The 17,565-nt window shown below is 60.9% G+C and carries 16 protein-coding genes; 3 read left to right on the forward strand and 13 right to left on the reverse strand.

The genetic code is table 11. From position 1 onward, the window contains the following. Positions 1-80 precede the first annotated feature (80 nt). Complete coding sequence (locus tag HYPMC_RS12335; protein ID WP_013948286.1) at positions 81-1,445, forward strand: Nramp family divalent metal transporter; 1,365 nt, start codon at positions 81-83, stop codon at positions 1,443-1,445. A 121-nt stretch (positions 1,446-1,566) separates the two neighbouring features. After that, positions 1,567-3,000, forward strand: a complete 1,434-nt coding sequence (gene trmFO / locus HYPMC_RS12340) for a methylenetetrahydrofolate--tRNA-(uracil(54)-C(5))-methyltransferase (FADH(2)-oxidizing) TrmFO (RefSeq protein ID WP_013948287.1) — start codon at positions 1,567-1,569, stop codon at positions 2,998-3,000. Between the two features lie 66 nt (positions 3,001-3,066). On the opposite strand, the gene HYPMC_RS12345 is transcribed toward trmFO, so the two are convergent. The 6 genes from HYPMC_RS12345 to yajC all read right to left on the reverse strand — a co-directional run bounded on the left by HYPMC_RS12345 (position 3,067) and on the right by yajC (position 9,995). After that, complete coding sequence (locus HYPMC_RS12345) at positions 3,067-5,598, reverse strand: hypothetical protein (RefSeq protein ID WP_013948288.1); 2,532 nt, start codon at positions 5,596-5,598, stop codon at positions 3,067-3,069. A gap of 19 nt (positions 5,599-5,617) precedes the next feature. After that, positions 5,618-6,451, reverse strand: a complete 834-nt coding sequence (locus HYPMC_RS12350; protein WP_013948289.1) for a squalene/phytoene synthase family protein — start codon at positions 6,449-6,451, stop codon at positions 5,618-5,620. A gap of 83 nt (positions 6,452-6,534) precedes the next feature. Then, positions 6,535-6,912 (reverse strand): Mth938-like domain-containing protein, encoded by a 378-nt coding sequence (locus HYPMC_RS12355; protein ID WP_013948290.1) that lies wholly within the window; start codon positions 6,910-6,912, stop codon positions 6,535-6,537. Between the two features lie 24 nt (positions 6,913-6,936). Beyond that, positions 6,937-7,911, reverse strand: a complete 975-nt coding sequence (gene secF, locus HYPMC_RS12360; RefSeq protein WP_013948291.1) for a protein translocase subunit SecF — start codon at positions 7,909-7,911, stop codon at positions 6,937-6,939. Positions 7,912-7,923: 12 nt separating this feature from the next. After that, positions 7,924-9,546, reverse strand: coding sequence for a protein translocase subunit SecD (gene secD, locus HYPMC_RS12365; RefSeq protein WP_013948292.1), 1,623 nt, complete (start codon positions 9,544-9,546; stop codon positions 7,924-7,926). A gap of 110 nt (positions 9,547-9,656) precedes the next feature. Next, positions 9,657-9,995 carry a preprotein translocase subunit YajC gene (yajC, locus tag HYPMC_RS12370; RefSeq protein ID WP_013948293.1) on the reverse strand — a complete coding sequence of 113 codons (339 nt, stop codon included), beginning with the start codon at positions 9,993-9,995 and terminating at the stop codon, positions 9,657-9,659. Between the two features lie 225 nt (positions 9,996-10,220). Between yajC and HYPMC_RS12375 the strand changes: the two genes are divergently transcribed. Further along, positions 10,221-11,078 (forward strand): ATP-binding protein, encoded by an 858-nt coding sequence (locus tag HYPMC_RS12375; protein WP_013948294.1) that lies wholly within the window; start codon positions 10,221-10,223, stop codon positions 11,076-11,078. Positions 11,079-11,280: 202 nt separating this feature from the next. Here HYPMC_RS12375 and HYPMC_RS12380 read toward each other — a convergent pair whose 3' ends face one another. The 7 genes from HYPMC_RS12380 to tatC all read right to left on the reverse strand — a co-directional run bounded on the left by HYPMC_RS12380 (position 11,281) and on the right by tatC (position 17,565). Then, positions 11,281-12,792, reverse strand: a complete 1,512-nt coding sequence (locus HYPMC_RS12380) for a LysM peptidoglycan-binding domain-containing M23 family metallopeptidase (RefSeq protein ID WP_244420885.1) — start codon at positions 12,790-12,792, stop codon at positions 11,281-11,283. A gap of 380 nt (positions 12,793-13,172) precedes the next feature. Further along, positions 13,173-13,937 (reverse strand): 5'/3'-nucleotidase SurE, encoded by a 765-nt coding sequence (surE, locus tag HYPMC_RS12385; RefSeq protein WP_013948296.1) that lies wholly within the window; start codon positions 13,935-13,937, stop codon positions 13,173-13,175. Between the two features lie 3 nt (positions 13,938-13,940). Continuing rightward, the gene (locus tag HYPMC_RS12390; protein ID WP_013948297.1) at positions 13,941-14,186 is read right to left on the reverse strand and encodes a hypothetical protein; all 246 of its coding nucleotides are present in this window, start codon (positions 14,184-14,186) and stop codon (positions 13,941-13,943) included. 18 nt (positions 14,187-14,204) lie between these two features. Further along, positions 14,205-15,485 (reverse strand): serine--tRNA ligase, encoded by a 1,281-nt coding sequence (serS, locus tag HYPMC_RS12395; RefSeq protein WP_013948298.1) that lies wholly within the window; start codon positions 15,483-15,485, stop codon positions 14,205-14,207. 116 nt (positions 15,486-15,601) lie between these two features. Beyond that, the gene (locus HYPMC_RS24235; protein ID WP_013948299.1) at positions 15,602-15,751 is read right to left on the reverse strand and encodes a hypothetical protein; all 150 of its coding nucleotides are present in this window, start codon (positions 15,749-15,751) and stop codon (positions 15,602-15,604) included. Positions 15,752-15,971: 220 nt separating this feature from the next. Continuing rightward, complete coding sequence (locus tag HYPMC_RS24240) at positions 15,972-16,127, reverse strand: hypothetical protein (RefSeq protein ID WP_013948300.1); 156 nt, start codon at positions 16,125-16,127, stop codon at positions 15,972-15,974. Positions 16,128-16,740: 613 nt separating this feature from the next. Further along, positions 16,741-17,565 (reverse strand): twin-arginine translocase subunit TatC, encoded by an 825-nt coding sequence (gene tatC / locus HYPMC_RS12400; protein WP_013948302.1) that lies wholly within the window; start codon positions 17,563-17,565, stop codon positions 16,741-16,743.

The following is a 17,565-nucleotide window of genomic DNA, read 5'->3' on the forward strand; positions in this document are numbered from 1 at the left end:
GTGCAGGCCTTGACGGGGCCACGCTTCTCGACCACTCTAGTTGCAAATGATTGTCATTTGCGACAACAGCAGGATGGATCGTGGACGCCCGCACACAACCGTCATCGACAGTATCTGAACGTCCCAATCAGGGAACATGGCGCAGTCCGGCTAAAGATCCATCCTTATCGGATGTTTTTCGCACTGTCCGTGTCTCAGACCACAACACCAGCTGGCGGCGCCTCGCGGCGTTTTTTGGCCCCGGCTACATGGTCGCCGTCGGATACATGGATCCGGGCAATTGGGCGACTTCGATCGCGGGCGGCTCGAAATTCGGCTATGCCCTGCTTTTCGTTGCGCTGCTTTCGAACATCATGGCGATTGTTTTGCAGTCGCTGTGCGCACGCCTTGCAATAGGCTCGGGGCGTGATCTCGCGCAGGCCTGCCGCGATGGCTATCCGCAGTGGGCGGCCTATCCGCTATGGCTGTTTGCCGAGATCGCCATTATCGCAACCGACGTAGCGGAAGTCATTGGTACGGCCATCGGCCTCAACCTGCTGTTCGGCATACCGCTCGAAATCGGCGTGCTGCTGACGGCGCTCGACGTTTTCGTCGTACTGTTGTTGCAGCGGCTCGGCTTTCGCTATCTCGAAGCCTTCATCATCACGATGCTGGGCGTTATCGCCATCTGCTTTGCGGTGCAGATCGCCATGGCCGATCCCGAATGGGGCGCCGTGATCCGCGGCTTTGCGCCGACGACGGAAATTTTGAAAAACCCCGAGATGCTCTATCTCGCGCTCGGCATCATCGGTGCAACGGTGATGCCGCATAATCTCTATCTGCATTCCGCGATCGTTCAGACGCGCGACTACGGCACGACGTCGGAGCAGAAGCATGAAGCCCTCAAGTTTGCGACGATCGACTCGACGCTGGCACTGTGTCTCGCGCTGCTCATCAATGCCTCGATCCTGATCCTTGCGGCCGCGGCGTTCTATACGGCCGGCAAGACGAACGTGGTCGAACTCAGCGAAGCGCAATCACTGCTGCATCCCCTGCTCGGCTCGGCCATCGCGCCGACGCTGTTTGGCATTGCGCTGCTCTGCTGCGGTTTGAATTCCACCGTCACGGCAACGCTTGCCGGACAGTCGGTAATGGAAGGTTTTCTGCACATCAGGCTGGCGCCCTGGGTGCGCCGGTTGATTACACGATCCGTTGCACTGCTTCCGGCCGCGGGCGTGACACTGCTCTATGGAGAAGCGGAGACGGGTAAACTGCTGATCCTGACACAGGTCGTCCTAAGCCTGCAGCTGCCGTTTGCCGTGATCCCGCTCGTGCAATTCACGGCGAGCCGCGGCAAGCTCGGCAACCTCGTTGCGCCGCGCTGGCTGACGGCCGTTGCCGTCGTGATTGCGGCCACCATCGTCATTCTTAACGCGAAGCTGGTTTACGACTATTTCGTGGGCTAATTGCGCGTGATTTGCCTTGCGCCGCGGCCACGCGTAAGAAGGCGCGTCGGGCTGACGATGCCGGGCTACCCTGCCCCCTCGGCCGACGAACCCATCCTCATTCCACGTCCGAAGGACCGCCGTGCAGACCGTTCGCTCATCTGTTGTTCACGTCATTGGCGCCGGGCTTGCCGGATCGGAGGCCGCCCATCAGATCGCAGCGACGGGCACGCCTGTCGTGCTGCACGAGATGCGGCCCGTGCGCTCGACCGAAGCCCATAAAACGGACGGCTTCGCCGAACTCGTCTGCTCGAACTCGTTCCGGTCGGACGACTGGGAAAACAATGCCGTCGGACTTTTACATGAAGAGCTCCGCCGCGCGGGCTCGCTCATCATGGCGGCAGCGGACATACACAAGCTGCCTGCCGGTGGCGCGCTGGCTGTCGATCGTGATGCATTTTCCGCGGAAGTCACGGCAAGGCTTTCGGCCAATCCGCTCGTCACCATCGAACGCGGTGAGATCGAAGGGTTGCCGCCTGATGATTGGGAAAACGTCGTCATCGCCACGGGTCCGCTGACGTCGCCGTCACTCAGCGCAGCACTCGGCAAGCTGACCGGAGAAGACTCGCTCGCCTTCTTCGATGCCATCGCGCCGGTCATTCATCGCGATTCCATCGACACGTCGATTGCGTGGTTCCAGTCACGCTACGACAAGGCGGGACCGGCGGGCACGGGCGCCGACTATCTCAACTGTCCGATGTCGAAGGACGAGTACAATGCCTTCGTCGATGCCCTGCTGGCGGGCGAAAAAACGGTCTTTAAAGAGTGGGAGGCTTCGACCCCCTACTTCGACGGCTGCCTGCCCGTCGAAGTGATGGCCGAGCGCGGACGCGATACGCTGCGCTATGGGCCGATGAAGCCGGTCGGGCTCGATGATCCGCGTACGGGGCGTTGGCCGTATGCCGTCGTACAGCTTCGGCAAGACAATGCGCTCGGCACGCTGTGGAATATGGTCGGCTTCCAGACCAAGCTGAAGCACGCCGAACAGGTGCGCATCTTCCGGATGATCCCCGGACTGGAGAATGCCGAGTTTGCACGGCTCGGCGGGCTGCATCGCAATACGTATCTCAATTCGCCGAAGCTGCTCGACCGCTCACTGCGTCTCAAGGCGATGCAGCGGCTGCGTTTTGCGGGACAGGTTACGGGCGTCGAAGGTTATATCGAGAGCGCTGCCATCGGCTTGCTCGCTGGGCGGTTCGCGGCAGCCGATGCAGTCGGCGTCGCCGCTGCTGCGCCGCCTCCGACGACGGCGCTTGGGGCGCTGCTCGATCACATCACGGGCGGCCATCTTAGCGTTGATGACGGCGAGCGTGGCGCGGCGCGATCATTCCAGCCGATGAACATCAACTACGGCCTGCTGCCGGATCTCGACGCCAATCCGACACACGATAAGAGCGGACAGAAGCTCAAAGGTCCTGAGCGCGGACGCGAGAAGAAGCGGCTCATGTCGCGACGGGCGCTAGCCGATCTCGCTCTGTGGCTCGGCGACGATGCGGCCGTGAAAAAGTCGGCGTAAATCCGTCTTCCTTATCGAGGCGACCCCCACCCTGCCCCCTCCCCGCAAGGGGGGAATTGGCGGCTACTATTGGCCTGCCGGCGCGAACGGCTTGGGCGCGAACTCATCATCGGCGGCGGGCGCTGACGGAGCGGGCGGCGCAAGCGGCTTGCTTTCGACAGCAGCCGGCGGCGATTGCGAGACAGCGGGAGCTTGGGCCGCGGCAGGCGCAGCAACAGGTGGCAGCGCACCGGCCGCGGGCGTCGCCGTCGTTGCGACAGGAGCGGGTGCATTCGGCGGCGCAGCCGTTGGTGCCGCCGGAGCCGGAATGGCGGAGCGTCGCAATTCGATGGCCTGGCCAGGCACTTCGGCGGGCGTCGCGGCGGCGGTGCTCGGTACGGTGATGCTTGGCGTGCCGATGCTCGGAGTGGTCGCGGGAGGCGGCTCGCTGCCCGGCGGCCCGGATGTCACGCCAATCGTTTCCATCGGTTTCGGCGTATCCTCGGGATCGGGTGCGCCGATGTCGTTGTCGTCGAACGGCGCGGGTGCAGCCGTGCCCGGCGGAATTGCACCAGTGACCGCGCCTCCGCTGCCAGCAGGACTTTTCGACAGGACCGATTTGACGTCCGGGATCTCGACGTTCGGCTCGGCGACAGGCGGTGCGGCGACTACTGGCGGCGGCACGGTATAGCCCGTTGCCGTCGCAGCGTCAGGACCGTCGCCGTATTTCGCGAGAATGGCCCTCGCCTTGTCCGCCACAGCGTCGGCGATGGCAGCCTGTCCTTCCGCAGTCGGATGGAAGGCGCCTGAATACGTCGATGCAAGGATCGCCTGGAACGGCGCGAACGGTTCGATCTTCAGATAGTTCGTCAGGAAGCCGGCGGCGGCGTGGAAGTTACCAGTCATGAAGGCATCGTTCGGTGTGCGGAACCAGCGCTGCCGGGCGGCATAGGGCCGATAGTCAGCCGGGTTGTAGGGCGTCCACATGCCATCTAGCTTGCGCGGAAGGCGCAGATCGTCGACTTCGCTCACGCCTTCGACGCTGAGGCCCGCGCAGATGCTGCGGCCAATGAATTCGCGGCGATGCGCTTCGACGTAGGTCCAGCCGAACTCTTGTGCGCTATCCCGCATCTGACGATTGAGCTTGTCGGCGAACCACATCGCGAGCTTCAACCTCGTCCGATCGAGCTGAAAATCAGGCACGACGTCCATGCCGGCATTGCCGCTGGCGCAGATCTGACTACCGTCGCCTTGCAGCGCGAGGCCCGGATATGCGACGAGCAAAATGCGATCGCTTTCCTCCCACGGCACGTAGAGCAGCGCGTGGATGGCGCGATTGAGCGCCTTATAGCGCGGTCCGAGGTTCTGAAGCGCGGTCGAGATTTCGGCGTCGCTATGAATTTCACCGAGCCAGCCGCCAAGCTCGCGCAGCAGGGACTCGTTCGAGAGCACCGTGTTCGCGAGAATGCGAGAGAAGCCGATGTCGTTGCCGCCTATGGAGAGCAATACGAGGTCGATCTTGCGGGCGGAATCCTGTGGACACTGATGCATGATCAGATCCTGCAGATCCGGCACCGCGCCGTTCTGGTCGTAGGCTTCGGTGAGCTTGACCAACTGGGTTTTGCTCTTTCCGCATTGCGCTTCGGCGACGGCTGAAAGCTGCGAATAGCGTGGCGGGTTGGGCACCCATTCGTTGCCCTTGTAACGCAAGAAAAGGCCGTCCGTGATCTCGGCGCCGGCACAAGAGACGCCGACGAAGGTGACGGCGCGATGCGGGTCTTCGATGGCGAGCTGAAGCGACGTGCGAAGCTGCTCGGAATAAAGCGAGCGGTGGCAGGCCTGATCGAGCCAGCGGGCATTTTCCTTGATGAAGGCGGCGTCGCCCAACTCTTTCCACGGCCCGATACGAGCAGGATAGCCCGTCAAGCTGGCGTACATGCCGAGCGTGCTGTAATCGGCCGTGCGTTCGCGTGAGAAACGCACCGGCATATCGGGATTGCCCTCGCCCGATGCAAAGCTGTCGCCCATGCCGGCGATCAGGATGTCCCGCACCTTGATGTCGATCTGCGCGATCTGACGGCCGCCGATTTGGACAGTCACCATTGCGCCGCCCGGATACGGCACTACGAAGCGCGCGGGCTCGCTGCACGGCTGCGTGATGGCATCCCCGCGCGGATTCTTGGTATCGCCGCGAGGCGCCGACAGCCATGTGCACGACAGCATCGACGGGCTATCGATGCCGGAAATTTTGGCGATGACGGCATGATGAGTCGGATTGATGTAATCGTCGTAGGCTTTGCACTTGAAGCGATTGTTGCTCCAGCAGGTCTTGTCGAACATCGACGCGGCCCAGCCGTCGCGATCGTCTCGCTGAAGGGAATGCTCTTCCGAGAGGATCGGCGTCGTTTTTTCGCGCGGGCCTAATGAGCGGTAGGTCTCGCGATGGGCGTTGGTGTCGTTCGGGTCGATGAAAAAGCGGAACGGGTTTTCGATACGCCACGTAATCGTAGGTGCAGCCTCGGCGCGGCTCGGCATTGCAAGTCCTGCAATGACGCAAGCCAGCGGAAGGAACAGCCCCGCTGCGATCGCTCGCAGCCCCCGTTTCAACATCGATGCCATCAGCCCTCTTCGTCGGCCGTCAAATGCGGCCGGACCACTGCGCGCGTGCGATACGCCACAATCGAGCCATCGGCGCGACGTCCACGATTTCGCGCGCCGGCTCATGCCGAGGCTTTTGCAAAGCGCGAAAATAGGGCTCGACGAGGGCAAGCGGCAAAAGGGCGGTCGTAAATAGCCTTGGTTTGCCCGTGAGATGACGCCGCACGTTGGCGAGTCCACGCCTGCCTTCTGCCGCCATCCAGGCGATTTGCGGCCGCCAGTCGGTCACCTCTTTTTGATCATAAGGGTTCGGCGATCTGGGCATCGGCAGGGGCGCGCGGCCGTGCATCAGTGCATAGGGCAGTTCAATCCCGAGCCGTGCAAAGCCCGACGCGCGGGCGGCGGCATCAACGAGCGCCTCGTCAAGGTCAACGCCAAGGATCGCGCCCGCGAGTAAAAACGGCGTGCCGTCGATGATGCGTAGGCGGGCGATGAGATCCTCGTCGGACGCCGGTTGCTCCGCGTAGAGCGCATCTGCATGGGCCTCCAGATAGCTCTCGATCCGCCCCAGCGACAGGGAGCGGCGGCGGATGACCTCGGCGAAGGCGTCGAGAACGGGATTGCCGGAACGGCCGCTTTCGCCGCGGCTAAGAAAGGCGTCGCGCCACCACGCAACACGGATTTCGCCGAGCATGGCTTCGCTCACCTGACGCGAGATGCGCTCGATTTCGCCGGTGAAGGCTGCGAGCGCGATCAAGTCATCGCGGGCGGCAGCAGGCGCAAAAAGCGCCGCATAGAAGCGGTCGGGCGCGTGGGTGCGGGCGCTCGTGCGCACCGTGTCGAAGGATGCTGTCGTTGCTACGGCGTCGGTCACGCTGTGGCTTTCGCTCGATGGAAACTACGGGACGTAAATAGCATCCTGACTCAATCTCTGCGCGGCCGGATGATGGAGACGTCTCAGGGAACGGCGATCAGGGCTGCTGCGATCGGGCGTTTTTCGGCGATCAGAATGTTGTAGGTGCGGGCCGCTGCCCCTGTCGACATCGGCTCGAGGCCGATGCCCGCCTTGGCGAACGCTTCGTAGATTTCCGGTTTGGGCCAGAGTTGCTTTTCGCCCGTGCCGAACAGCACGGTGATCGGCGGTTCGACGAGGTTCAGAAGGAATGCAATATCGCCGTCGGTCAGCGCATCGACGCTTGTCGCAGGCCATGCCCAGACACCCGACGGCAGACACAGGACTGAGCCACGATGGCTCATATCGGCGAACCGAAAGCCGCCGTTGCCGTACGCCGTTATCGGCGTCTCGTAGGGATAGCGGGCGACGTCGCGAGTCATGACGGCGCCGCCCTGCTTTCGACCTTAAGCCTTGGCCTTCGACTTCGTCGTAGCCATCGCCTTTGCGGCAGCATCGCTCCAGTCGCGCTTGACGCCGAGGTAGCCCAACAGCGGCGCGGCGATGAAGATCGACGAATAGGTGCCAATCACGACGCCCAAGAGCATCGCAAGGTTGAAGCTGCGGATTACCTCGCCGCCGAAGATATAGAGGGAAAGCAACACTGCGACCGCAGTGGCACCCGTCAGGATCGTGCGCGACAGCGTCTCGTTGATCGAGAGATTCAGAAGCTCGTTGAGCTCCATCTTCTTAAACTTGCGCAGGTTTTCGCGGATGCGGTCTGAGACGACGACGGTGTCGTTCACCGAATAGCCGAGAATGGTCAGAAGCGCGGCCACCGTCGACAGATCGAATTCGAACCGGAACAGCGAAAATATGCCCGCCGTGACCAGCACGTCGTGCGTCAACGCGACCACGGCGCCGAGCGCGAACTGCCATTCGAACCGGAACCAGACATAAGCGACGATAGCGAGAATGCCTGCTGCAACGGCGATGAAGCCGGTCATGCGCAGTTCGCTCGAAACGGCGGGACCGACGACTTCGACACGCCTCTGCACGTAGTCGGCATCCGTCGCCGCAGTCACCTTTTTCAGGGCTTCCTGCTGCGCGGCTTCGCCGCCGGGCTGCTCTTCCAGGCGGACAAGAACGTCGTCAGGTGTACCGAACTCCTGAATCTGCACGTTACCGAGGCCGAGGCCGTTAAGCTTCTCGCGCAGTGCGCTGATATCGGCTTTTCCGGATTTCGTCTTCAGCTCGACAAGAGAGCCGCCCTTGAAGTCCACGCCATAGTTCAAGCCAAGCGTCATGCAGAGCGCAAGGGAGATCAGCATGGCGATGATCGACGCCGCGAGCGCCGGGCCCTTGAACTTCATGAAGGGCAAGCGAAGGTCGTGCGGGAAGAAGTCGACGCCCTTGAAGACGGGAATGAGTTTCATCAACACGGAAGGCGTCTCCTAGACCGGAACGGTCTGAATGCGGCCCTTGGGCTGGGCCCTGAGCCAGAACCAGATGAGCATTCGCACGACCGTCACAGACGCGAAGATCGAAGTCAGAATGCCGATTGTAAGCGTGACGGCGAAGCCGCGGATCGGACCGGAGCCGAGCCAGAACATGATGATGGCGCAAGCCAGCGTCGTCAGCTGGCTATCGGCGATCGTCACGAAGGCGCGCTGGAAGCCGGCGTCGATGCCTGCAACCGGCGTCTTGCCGGTGCGCAGTTCTTCGCGGATACGCTCATAGATCAGAACGTTAGCGTCGACGGCCATCGCGACGCCAAGAACGAGACCAGCGATGCCGGGCAACGTCAGCGTCGAGCCAATGAGCGTCATCAACGCCACCGTCATGATCAAATGCACGATGAGGCCGACACAGGCGAAAATACCGAACGTCCCGTACGCAAGAACGGTCAGAATAACGACCGCGATACCGCCGATCGTACCTGCCAGCTTACCATCGGCAATGGAGTCAGCGCCGAGCGACGGGCCGACCGTGCGTTCTTCAACGATGGTCAACTTCGTGGGCAGCGAACCCGAGCGGAGCTGAACGGCGAGACGGGTCGAACTTTCGACGGTGAAATTACCGGAAATCTGGCCGGAACCACCGAGAATCGGCTCGCGAATGACTGGCGCAGAGAGAACCTTGTCGTCGAGCACGATGGCGAACGGACGGCCGACATTGTCTTTCGTGAAGTTCGCAAACTTACGCGCGCCAACCTGATTGAAGCGGAAGTTGATGACGGGTTCGCCGGTGCGGCTGTCGAAGCCCGGCTGGGCGTCGGCGAGGTCTTCACCCTGCACCACCGGCGTTTCGCGCAACAAATAGGAACGCGGACCGCCGTCGTCCTTGTCGGCGGGATAAATCTTATAGCCCGTCGGAATGCTGGTCTGCTGGGCTTCGTCAGCGGACATCGACGGATTGACTTCGTGGAACGTCAGCTTCGCAGTTTCACCGATAAGCGCTTTCAGTTCTTTGGTGTCTTTCAGACCGGGGAACTGGATCAAAATACGATCGGTACCCTGCCGGACAATGGTCGATTCCGAGGTGCCGAGATTGTTCACGCGACGGTTGATCGTTTCGATCGACGCAGCGGCAGCATTCGAAAGGCGGGCGCGCAAACCGGCTTCGGTCGGCTTGATAATGATCGTGCCGGGATCGTTGCCTTCGCTGACATCAACATCGTAGCCGCCGGTTCCGAGCACGGCGCTGCCGATCGTCTGGCGGACCTTGTAGAGTTCCTTGATCGCCTTGTCGCGCTCGTCAGGCTTTGCAAGCTTCACGACGAGCTGTGAACCCTGAGCGCCAATGCCGGTGAACCCGATCCGCGCGTCACGCAGCACTTTGCGCGATTCATCCCGGAGATTGTTCAGCCAATCTTTCTTGATTTCGTTCTGATCCATCTCAAGCAGCAAGTGCGCGCCGCCTTGTAGGTCAAGGCCGAGAGGCATCTGCTTATGCGGGATATACCAGGGCCACGACGCAACCGTCTCTTTCGAGAAGAGGTTCGGCATCGCGACCAAGATCCCGGCGAGACAGGTCAGCAGGATGAGAAAAACTTTGGTGCGGGTAAAGTGCAGCATCGGAAACGGATCTCGTGCATTAGGCGATGTGCGGATCAACAGCCGCACACCGGGCGCATCCTACTTTTCGCACACGGACCGATCGCGATCACGTTGCGACTTTGACAGATTTAGCCTTCTTTGACGGGTTCGCCTTTGGAGCGCACTTCCATCAAGGTGCTCTTCACGATGCGGACTTTCAGGTTGTCTGCGAGTTCGACTTCGATCTCGTCGCTGGTGTCGGAGACCTTGATCACCTTGCCGACCATACCGCCGGACGTAACGACGGTGTCGCCGCGACGGACGGCGTTCAGGCGTTCGCGGAGCTGCTTGGCACGCTGCGACTGAGGGCGGATCAACAGGAAGTAGAAGATCGCCAGCATCAGGAGCATGGGGATCAGAAGTCCGCCAAGCGGATCCATGGCACTTGAAGCGCCTGCGGCTTGTGCGAACGCGGGAGTCGTAAACATTGCGAAGGAACGTCCTCTTGATGCGATTGAAATAAGCACTGCCGCCCCGAAACCCAATGGGCCGGGGGAAAGAGCCCCTCAAATTCGGGCGGACTATAGTGGTCCGAGGCCCATTTGCAACCACACAAACCCCGGCAAAATGGCGTTGGCACGGCCTTTCATAGTGATTAAACACGGTTTTTCCGGCCACTAGCGAGCCGGGTTTTCGCCTTTCTGGATTTCCTGATGTCTGATGCCGACGCCTACCGCCCGCTTCTGGAGCGAATTGCAGATGCCCTGGAACGATTGAGCCCGCCGCCGCTGCGCGCCGTCAGCTTCGATGCCGCCGACGCGTTCATCTGGCAGGCCGAGAGCAACAGTTTCGAGCCGGTGCCGGAAGTTAGCGGCGTGCCGCTTAAGCTGTTGAAAGGCATCGACCGGACGGCCGGCATCCTGCTCGACAACACCCGCCGGTTCGCAGCCGGGTTTCCTGCCAACAACGCGTTGCTCTGGGGAGCGCGTGGCATGGGCAAATCGAGCCTCGTCAAGGCCGCCCATGCAGATGCTCTCGCCATCAGCGGCGGTTTGAAGCTCGTTGAGATTCACCGCGAAGATATCGCCTCGCTGCCGAGGTGCCTGTCGCTGCTTAAGGCGGCGGCCCCTCTCCGGTTTATCGTGTTCTGCGATGACCTGTCGTTCGATCACGACGACACCAGCTACAAATCGCTCAAGGCCGTGCTCGATGGCGGTATCGAAGGCCGTCCGAAAAACGTGCTGTTCTATGCGACGTCGAACCGACGGCACCTGATGCCGCGCGATATGATCGATAACGAGCGGGCGACGGCGATCAATCCGGGCGAGGCGACGGAAGAGAAAGTCTCACTGTCGGATCGCTTCGGACTTTGGCTCGGCTTCCACAACGCAAGCCAAGACGATTACCTCGCGATGGTGCGCGCCTATGTCGAGTATTTCGGCATCAACGTGAGCGACGCAGAACTCGAACGCGACGCGCTTGAATGGGCGACGACGCGTGGCGCACGCTCGGGCCGTGTCGCCTGGCAGTACGTGCAGGATCTCGCCGGTCGAAACAAGACGTCGATTTAGTTGGCGCTCGTTAGTTGGCGCTCGGCGACACGCTCCGCGCGCCGGCCGCCGAGCGCGGACTATGCAGCAGCGAGCGGCGCTTGCGGCCGGCTCCGCGCAGCGGAGTCGCAAGCGCCAATCAATTAAAGAGAGCCGGATCTTGCGACCCGGCCCCCATGCTTCCCTCTGTGCCAGCGCGTTGCCCCCGCGCTAGATCGTGGCGTCAAAGCTTTTCGAGATACGGTATCGGATCAACCGGCCTCGAACCTTGACGCAATTCAAAATGCAGCTGCGGCCGATCAACCGAGCCGGTCTTGCCGGCTTTCGCGATGACCTGTCCGCGCCTGACCTTGTCGCCGCGCTTCACGAGAAGCTCGTCGTTGTGGGCATAGGCGGTCACCCAGCCGTTGTCGTGACGAAGCAGAACGAGATTGCCGTAGCCTTTGAGCTCGCTGCCGGCGTAGGCGACGACACCGGACTCGGCGGCATGAACATCCGTTCCAAGCGGCACTTGCAGATTGATGCCGTCGTTATGCGTGCCGTCCGGGCGACTGCCGAAACCAGCAATGATCTTGCCACTCGCGGGCCACCGCAGTTTGACGCTATCGACGGTCGCCGGGCCGGATGACGGCGGCGGAGCTGCGATGGCGACCTTCTGCTCAGGCGCAACGGGTTGCGCGGCCGCTTCGGGCTTCCGCTCAGGCGGCGACGGCTGCACGGGCGGTACGACGGGAGATGCGTCGTTCGTCTGGTTCGAGAGCGACGCGACACGCTTCTCGCCATTGATGATCGTCGGCTGCGTCGTCGTCGCGTCGCCATAGCGCTGCGGTTCGGATGGTTGCGCATCGGCGATCGGCGGCGGTGGCGCAGTCGGCTCAGGTTGCCTCGACGCGGCAGGCGGCAGAGGCGGCGCCGGCGGCGTGTTGGCGGCTATGCGTGCCGGTGCTTCATTGCCGCCGCGCCCCGGAATGCGCAAGACGGTGCCAGGCTTTACGCGACGCGGGTCGCTGATGCCGTTGACCTGCTGCAGCTCGGAAAATTTCACGCCGTGCGCACGGGAGATCCCATAGAGAGAGTCACCCGGCTGCACCGTGTAGCTCGCATTGTAGCGAACGGCGACGTCGGGCGTCGCCTGGACAAGCGGAACAGGTGCCGGACGCGCAGCTTCGACCGCCGCACTCGCGGCAGCAGCGCTCGAACGCGGTGTGTAACCGCCGCCATCGGCGGCTGGAAGATAAAGCTTCTGGCCCGGATGAATGTTCGGATTGTTCAGATTGTTGAGGGTCGTCATCTCCGCCAGAGAGACGTGATGGCGACGCGACAAACCGTAAAGCGTGTCGCCCGGTTGCACTTCAATAGCTTCGCCTTTGGCAATCGGAGCGCCATGCGACGGCACGCTGGCGCTGCGCGTCTGGCTAGACGGCTTCGCGTTGTAGGTCGGCTGACGATAGGCAGGCTGTTGATATGCCGGCTGCTGATACGTCGGTTGACGATACGCTGGCGGCGGCGCGTAAGAGCGGTCGTTGTTCGCATCAGGAAGAGCAGCAACCTGGACGGACGAAGCGCCTGCGCCATAGGGGCCGCGCGGTGTCGAACCTTCGACGGGTTGGTTATCGCTAAGTGAATTACTGTATACGGATTCTCGCGGCGCCGGATTGCTGCCGGTTTCCGGAGGATCGTTAAGGGCAAATGACGTACTGTCGAAACGCGTGATATCCGCGCTGCAACCGGCCATGGAAATGCTTGCGAATATTAGAGAAAAAGCCGTCGCGGACTTGAGGCACAAGCGACCGCACTGGCCAACGCCAAAACAACTCATCATGGTACGCACCTCTACTCGCACTATCTATTAACCTTTAACCGGTTAACAGGCGGTAAACACCGCCGCGCGATTTTAAATCGATGCCCCGAGTTGTCGTATCGTGCTGAGAACCATCCGCCCCTGCCCCACAGAGTGAACGGCCCGTTTGGAAAAGTCGAAGACGCCGGAACCGATGCATTGCACACCGCTTCCGAGTTTTCTCTGCTTAGATGACAATTGCGCTCACTTCGCGGAAGGATTTCGTCAAACCCGCGGCTTTTGCGCTTGAAGTGGCATCGCCGCAGGCGAGCGCTTTAGGCCAGCTTGCCCTTCAGCGCGTCCAACGCACGATATTCGGTGAGATCAATGCTCAGCGGTGTGACGGAAATTTTGCCTTCGGCAATCGCGGCAATATCAGTTCCGGGAACGAGCGTCGACATGCGGCGCTCGAAACCGAACCAGAAGTACGGCGTGCCCCAGGGGTCTATCCGGCTGTCGATATCGAGCAGCCCCTGATCGCGTACGCCCTGCGAAGTAACGGCCACGCCCTTGATTTCATCGGGAGCAGCGTCCGGAAAGTTGATATTGATGAGCGTCTTTAGATCCCACTTTTCATCAAGAAGCTTCCGGATCAGCGACGGCGCGTGAGCAAGCGGCGTATCCCATAGCGCGCGGCGGGCGCCTTCTTCGAAGCCCATCATCAGCGACAGTGCGATCGAGGGAATGCCAAGAATGGCACCTTCCATCGCAGCAGCAACAGTGCCCGAATAGGTCACATCCTCGGCGAGATTCGAGCCGTGATTGACGCCGGACAGAATGAGATCCGGCGGCTGATCGAGCAAGATATGGCGAACGGCCATGATCACGCAGTCGGTCGGCGTACCGGTGATTGCGTGCGTGCGCTCGTCAAGTTTGCGCAGACGCAGCGGTGTATGCAGCGTCATCGAGTGCGCCGTGCCGGATTGATTTGTCTCCGGCGCAACCGTCCAGACATCGGGCGAAATTCCCAGCGCGATCGCTTTTAGAATTTCAAGCCCGTGAGCGTTGATGCCGTCGTCGTTGGTGATGAGGATGCGCATTGTTCAGCCGATGATTTCGCCCTTTGAATTCACGCGAAGCGGAGTTCCACGTTCATGCCGTGCACCTTCGTCGCTTGCGCCTGTAGCACGGACGCTGGATGGATGGAGGCACCAGACCCGCTCTCGTTCATACACGAAGACGCCAATTTGCTCAGGCGACACTTCGCCGATGACATAGCCCTCAAGGCAGCGAATGTCTTCGTCATCAACATCCTGATTGACGACAACAATGTCGTAAGGGCGAAGCACTCGTCGGTCCTCAGAGAACTACGCTTTCTGGATCTGCGCCAATCCGCCCATATAGGGGAGAAGTGCATCGGGAATGACAACGGTGCCATCGGCCTGCTGGTAGTTTTCGAGCACGGCGATCAGCGTGCGGCCGACCGCGAGACCCGAACCGTTCAGCGTGTTTGGGTAGACGGGCTTGCCGCCGTCTTTCGGTCGATAGCGCGCGTCCATACGCCGGGCCTGGAAATCACCGCAGACAGAGCACGAAGAAATTTCACGATAGGCGTTCTGTCCCGGCAACCAGACTTCGATGTCATACGTCTTCTGCGAGGCAAAGCCCATGTCGCCCGTGCACAGAAGCATCGTGCGGAACGGCAGGCCGAGGCGCTTCAGAACTTCTTCGGCGCATGATGTCATGCGCTCATGTTCTTCGAGCGCCGTCTCGGGCGTGACGACGGAGACAAGCTCGACTTTCGAGAACTGATGCTGGCGGATCATGCCGCGCGTATCGCGACCAGCGGCGCCGGCTTCAGAACGGAAGCATGGCGTCCATGCCGTCATGCGCATCGGCAGTTGTGCCTCATCGAGGATCTGCTCGCGCACGAGGTTCGTCAGCGAGACTTCGGCGGTTGGAATAAGCCAGAAGTCGTTAGTGGTCTTGAACAGATCCTCGGCGAACTTCGGCAGGTTGCCGGTGCCGTAGGCGGCCTGGTCTTTCACGAGCAGCGGCGGATTGACTTCAGTGTAGCCGAATTCGCCCGTGTGCAGATCGAGCATGAAGCTCGCGATGGCGCGCTCCAATCGCGCGAGCGCGCCCTTCAGTACGACGAAACGCGCGCCGGAAATTTTCTGCGCGGCTTCGAAGTCCATGAGGCCCAGCGCCTCGCCGATTTCGAAGTGCTGCTTCGGCGCGAAATCGAACGTGCTGGGCGTGCCGACCTTGCGAACTTCGACATTGCCCGTTTCGTCCGTGCCGTAGGGAACGTCAGCGCGCGGTGTATTGGGAATAACGGAGAGGACATCGCGGATCTCAGCATCGAGAACGCGTTCTTCTTCTTCACCGCTGGCGATCGTATCCTTAAGCGCGGCGACCTCTGCCATCAACCGCGAGGCTGTGGCATCGTCCTTGGCGGCTTTCGCCTTACCGATTTCCTTGGAGGCGGCGTTGCGCTGCGACTGTGCTTCCTGGAGCGATGTCAGCAGTGCGCGGCGCTTATCGTCGAGCGCAATGATGCGCCCGGCTTGCGGTTCGAGTCCACGGCGACGCAGACCCTCATCGAAAGTCTCGGCGTTATCTCTGATCCACTTGATGTCGAACACGGGTGGCCCCTTCACGGTCGTAACTGTGGGGCCGTCCTATACGATGCGCTGCACCCGGTCCAGTCCGGGACAATCGGATGGCACCCGAAAAACGGGCGCCACCCAATTTCAACAATTTATCGGCAGTCCCAGACGCCGTGCGGCGTGGGCTGGCTCGACGAGCACGAGGCCTGATCGCCAGCCGAAGCCGCGAATGCGACGGTGGCCGGAGCGGCGCTGATGGACAGTGCAAAGACTGCAACGGCGATTTTCAGAGCTTTAGACATGTGCGTGGTCCTTTGAGTTGACATTAGTGTCAAACGTCCGAATGCCTCGCAGTCCTTTCACACTCGCAAGTCACGCTCCCCGCTGACGGCCAATCTCAAATGATCGGCGTGCAGCATCATTTTACTTTTTGGGAGCGTCCCTCACGTCTTTGTCGCGCGATTGGATCACTGCAACGTCTTCGAACTTATGGTGTCCACGCACCATCATTCCGCGGGACGATTAACGGCAGTCCCAGATGCCGTGAGGCGTATATTCGTGGTTCTCGCACGCCTGATACGTACCGTTTCCGCCCGTAGCGGCGAACGCCATCGTCGCCGGGGTGGCGCTGACGAGAAACGCGAGCGCAACAAATGTTGCTTTGAATGTTTTGGTCATTGGTATTGTTCCTTAGTAGTGGCCTTTGGCTCTAGCCATTCGAATTAGCTTCAATCGCCGAACATCTCGCGGCCGATCCTCGTAACTTGCCACGCTCAGCGACAAGTCAATCTTCGTCCTGCAGCAGGATTTCGTTTCCTGCTGCTGCAATGTTTCTGAGGCTCGTATCGCGGTGACGGCGGCGGTCGCCATCAAACGCAAAGCTTAACGGCAGTGCGTATAGGCATGATCCTGACAGACCTGGTTTGATTCATAGCTCGCAAAAGCGAGGTTGCTCGAAGCTGCAGTCAGTGCAGCGACTGCAACAAAAACCTTTAGAAATGCGGACATCGAATTGCTCCTCGATATTCTGTTCGTTGTCTTGGCGACGTCATCTTGGCGACCGCTCTTGCAGACATGTACGCATTGTCATCTCGATCCGTTAGGCTCGGATTTCGAGATCGCACGACAGGTTTTGGTACTGACTTGAATAGGAGATATGCTTCGTTCTCTTGATCCAGAACAAGGCGCTCAGCATGCCCCGTTTCATCGCGGGATGCGCACGCTTCGAGATTGCGCAGCGAGCGCGCGTCGCAGCCATGACGGCGCATAAACCGTCATGAGCGAATAGGAGCTATGCGTCGGATTTGGCCTTGGCCTGCTGCCTCTCGACGAAGCGCACGGCGAGGATTGAAGCTTCGTAAAGCCCGATCGTCGGAAAAGCCATGATGCACATGCTGAGCGCGTCGGGCGGTGTCAGCAGCGCGGCCGCTGCGAAGATCCCGACGATTGCGTAGCGCCGTCCGGCTGCAAGAGCCTGAGACGTGACGATGCCGGTGCGCGCCAACAGGGTTAAGACAACCGGCAGCTGGAACACCAACCCGAAGCCGAAAATCAGCGTCATGATGAGCGACAGATATTCGGAGACTTTCGGAAGCAATTCGATCTCGGGCGTGCCCGGCCCGGATGTGTGCGTCAGGCCGATCGAGAACTTGATGATGACCGGCATCGCGACGAAGTAGACCATCATCGCGCCAAGCAGAAACAGCACCGGGGTTGCGATGAGATACGGCAGGAAGGCGCGGCGCTCGTTCTTGTAGAGTCCGGGAGCGACGAACTTGTAGACCTGTGTGGCGATGACGGGAAACGACAGGAACGCCGCGCCGAACATGGCGAGCTTCACCTGCGTCATGATCTGTTCGAGGAAGTGCGTCGCGATGAGCTTTACGTGATCGTTGCCGGACGCCCACATGTAGGGCCAGACGAGCACGTTGTAGATGTGGCCTGCGACTGAGAAGCAGATGAAGAACATTACGACGAAGGCGCCGAGCGCGTAGATCAGACGCTGGCGCAGTTCGATCAGATGATCGAGCAGCGGCGCTTTGCTGGCGTCGATCTCATCCTGACCGTCGCGCAGCGCTTCGGTCTCGGAGCCGGATGTCGGCAGCCGTTCCTGCAT

Origin of the sequence: Hyphomicrobium sp. MC1 (genome assembly GCF_000253295.1) — a bacterium.
Classification (GTDB): Bacteria; Pseudomonadota; Alphaproteobacteria; order Rhizobiales; family Hyphomicrobiaceae; genus Hyphomicrobium_B.